General features: G+C 58.9%; 4 protein-coding genes. 1 reads left to right on the top strand and 3 read right to left on the bottom strand.

Features of this window, described 5'->3' with window-relative positions:
- Positions 1 to 57 precede the first annotated feature (57 nt).
- Positions 58 to 291, top strand: a complete 234-nt coding sequence (locus EV561_RS37535; RefSeq protein ID WP_165928061.1) for a DUF6429 family protein — start codon at positions 58 to 60, stop codon at positions 289 to 291.
- On the opposite strand, the gene EV561_RS36855 is transcribed toward EV561_RS37535, so the two are convergent.
- The 3 genes from EV561_RS36855 to EV561_RS38525 form a co-directional block, all read right to left on the bottom strand.
- A complete protein-coding gene (locus EV561_RS36855) occupies positions 272 to 1,864 on the bottom strand; it encodes an IS66 family transposase (protein WP_245513292.1) in 1,593 nt (530 codons plus the stop codon). The genes EV561_RS37535 and EV561_RS36855 overlap by 20 nt on opposite strands.
- A gap of 139 nt (positions 1,865 to 2,003) precedes the next feature.
- Positions 2,004 to 2,351 carry an IS66 family insertion sequence element accessory protein TnpB gene (gene tnpB, locus EV561_RS36850; protein ID WP_132528766.1) on the bottom strand — a complete coding sequence of 116 codons (348 nt, stop codon included), beginning with the start codon at positions 2,349 to 2,351 and terminating at the stop codon, positions 2,004 to 2,006.
- Positions 2,348 to 2,722: a transposase gene (locus EV561_RS38525; RefSeq protein WP_132528765.1), complete on the bottom strand. Its 375-nt coding sequence runs from the start codon at positions 2,720 to 2,722 to the stop codon at positions 2,348 to 2,350. Before EV561_RS38525 ends, tnpB begins: the two co-directional genes overlap by 4 nt.
- Between the last annotated feature and the right edge of the window lie 99 nt (positions 2,723 to 2,821).

The following is a 2,821-nucleotide window of genomic DNA, read 5'->3' as shown; positions in this document are numbered from 1 at the left end:
GTACGCATACGGCGTAGACCACAGGAATTCGCATGACGTGCGTGCTATTGTTGTCTGATGGATATCGACGAAGACAAGATCGATGACGCTGTGCTGGCGCTGCTATGGCTGACGCTGCATGACGGTTATCGAGCCTGGAAGGGTTTCGACTGGGCGACGACGGATCGGTTGTTCAGGAAGGGACTGATCGGCGATCCGGTGAACAAGTCGAAGTCATTGATTTTGACGGACGAAGGGCTGGAACGATCAAAGGCGCTCTTTGTCGAGCTGTTTACGCGGCCGCCGCGATAGCGGCCTTTTCGGCCTTCCAACTCCACGGCAACAACTCGTCGATCCTGCTGGCCGGGTGGTCGGCGATACGGGCAAGCACGTCGGCAAGCCAGGCGTGTGGATCGACGTGGTTCATCTTTGCCGTGACAATTAAACTATACATGGCGGCGGCCCGCTGACCACCGCGGTCGGAACCGGCGAAGAGCCAGGCCCGTCTTCCCAATGCAATTCCGCGTAACGAACGCTCTGCTGCGTTGTTCGACAGACAGATCCGGCCGTCGTCGAGGAAGCGGGTAAACGATGCCCAGCGGTTCAGCATGTAGTCGAAGGCCTTGGCGAGATCATTGTCGCGGGAAAGCTTGGCACGTTGCTCGCGCACCCACAGCTCCATATCTGATATCAGCGGCTTGCTATGCTGCTGACGTGTTGTTTTGCGCTCATCAGCCGTCTGGCCATTGACCTCACGTTCGATCTCGAACAGCGCATCGATCCGGCGCACCATTTCGATGGCAATCGGCGAGATGACGGCCGGACGTTGGCCTTTCGCCTTGCGCCGTGCATTGGCTTCGAGATCGGCCAAGATGAAGAACGGTCGCCTGGCATGCGCCCAGCATGCCGCCTCACAGATCGGTCCTGGACTGCGATCGGGAAGATAGAGCTTGGTGTAGCCGCCATAGGCATCAGCCTGAAGGATACCGCTATAGTTGGCGAGATGCGCCTGCGGGTGTTCACCGGTGCGGTCTCGGGAATAATAGAACATCGCCGATGGTGGCGCCGTTCCGCCGAACGGGGCATCATCTCGCACGTAAGTCCAGATCCGGCCGGTGTCGGTCTTGCCGGCTGCGAGAACCGGCACCGTGGTATCGTCGCCATGAACCCGTTCGGCTGCAAAGGTATGGGCCTCGATCCGCCTCAGAAGAGGATCAAGGGCATGGCAACAGGAACCGATGGCATCTGCGGCCGTCGACAGGCTGATCGGTACGCCCTCAAGCGCAAAGCGCTCGACCTGCCGGTTCAGCGGAATGTGCTGGCCGAACTTGTCGTAAAGGATCATCGCCAGAAGGCTCGGACCTGCCCAGCCCCTGGGGATGACGTGGAAAGGTGCTGGTGCCTGGCTGATCTTCTCGCAGTCGCGGCAGCTGAACTTCTCCCGCACCGTCTGAATGACTTTCCAGGACCGCGGAATGCTCTCCATCGTCTCGGTGATGTCTTCACCCAGCTTGCGCAGCCGGTCACTGCCGCAGCAGGTACAGGCGATCGGACCGGGCACAACGACACGCTCGCGCGGCAGATGGTCCGGAAAGGGTTTCTTGGCCGGCCGCTTTCGTGCAAAGCCGGCGACGTTGATAGAGGCGGCGGCAACGGCCATTTCGGCGGCAAGTTCGTCCTCGCTCGCCGCTGCCTCGGCGTCTTCAAGCATCAGCTCCATTTGAGCGATCAGCCGGGCAGTCCGTTCCGACTTCTGACCACGCAGTTCCCGTTGCAGCTTTTCGATGTAGACTTTCTGGCGAAGAATGATGGCCTGATCGTCCGCTTCCTTCGCCTTGGCAACGGCCAATTCGGCTAAGGCAGCAGCTCGTTCCGCCCGCGCCATCACCAGCTCTGCCTCAAGGGCAGCAGCATGATCACGGTGATTTTCCGAGCCGGTTTCCATACCCGGATCAAACCACAAAGCCACTGATTTGCATAGCTTTTCGTCGGAATTCAAACCGCAAATCCCGACAAAATATGCGCTATCCGGCGCTCGTCGGACGCCAGGTTTGCTGCGGATTGCGCCAGTCTATGCCCTCAAGCAAATACGACATCTGCCCGGCTGTAAGGGCAATAGCACCGTCCACTGTCGCTGGCCAAATGAAGTGGCCTCGGTCCAATCGTTTTGCATAGAGCGAAAGACCGACACCGTCATGCCATAGCGCTTTTATCAATCGACCATTTCTCCCGCGGAAGACAAAAACGTCGCCCTGGAACGGATCGCGGCCAAGGCCCTCTTGGACGAGGAGAGCAAGCCCCTGCATGCCCTTGCGCATATCGCAGTGACCGCTGGCAATCCAAACCCGCACGCTTGAACTGATCGGGATCATCGTCCCTCCAGCACGTCAAGCACGCGCGACAGGGTCGAGGCATCAAAGTCACGATTGACCCGCACCAACCGGCCCCGACCAACATGGATTTCGATCGCAGAAGACGCCGCAGCCGGCATTCCGATCGCCGCGTCCGGCGCCTGTTGTACCTTCACCGGAACGAAGGCGCGTGGCTCTTCCACTCTCTCCTTAACGCCAAATTCGCGACGCCACCGATAAACCAATGACCGATCAAGGTCGTGACGTCGCGCAACATCCGTCACTGTCGTTTCGACCCTCAGAGTCTCTGAAACAATCGCCTCTTTGGCAGAATGTGTAAACTTCCGCCGCCGGACTGTCCCAGTCCGAAGCTCAAGCTGATGAATAGACACGTCGTTATCCTCGTTGTTAGCAACGTGGCGATAGCGCTCACCTCAGCAAAACAACGGCATCAGTCTAACAAAACAAGGCGGTTCTCGGCGTGGGGATAC

It is taken from the genome of Rhizobium sp. BK376 (assembly GCF_004341625.1).
Taxonomy (GTDB): Bacteria; Pseudomonadota; Alphaproteobacteria; order Rhizobiales; family Rhizobiaceae; genus Rhizobium.
Note: the sequence above shows the minus strand (reverse complement) of the source record. Positions and strands in the feature narration are given on the sequence as shown.

Coding starts and splice junctions, on each gene's coding strand:
- EV561_RS37535 (WP_165928061.1), top strand. CDS start 58: ATGGATATCGACGAAGACAAGATCGATGACGCTGTGCTGGCGCTGCTA.
- EV561_RS36855 (WP_245513292.1), bottom strand. CDS start 1,864: ATGGCGCGGGCGGAACGAGCTGCTGCCTTAGCCGAATTGGCCGTTGCC.
- tnpB (WP_132528766.1), bottom strand. CDS start 2,351: ATGATCCCGATCAGTTCAAGCGTGCGGGTTTGGATTGCCAGCGGTCAC.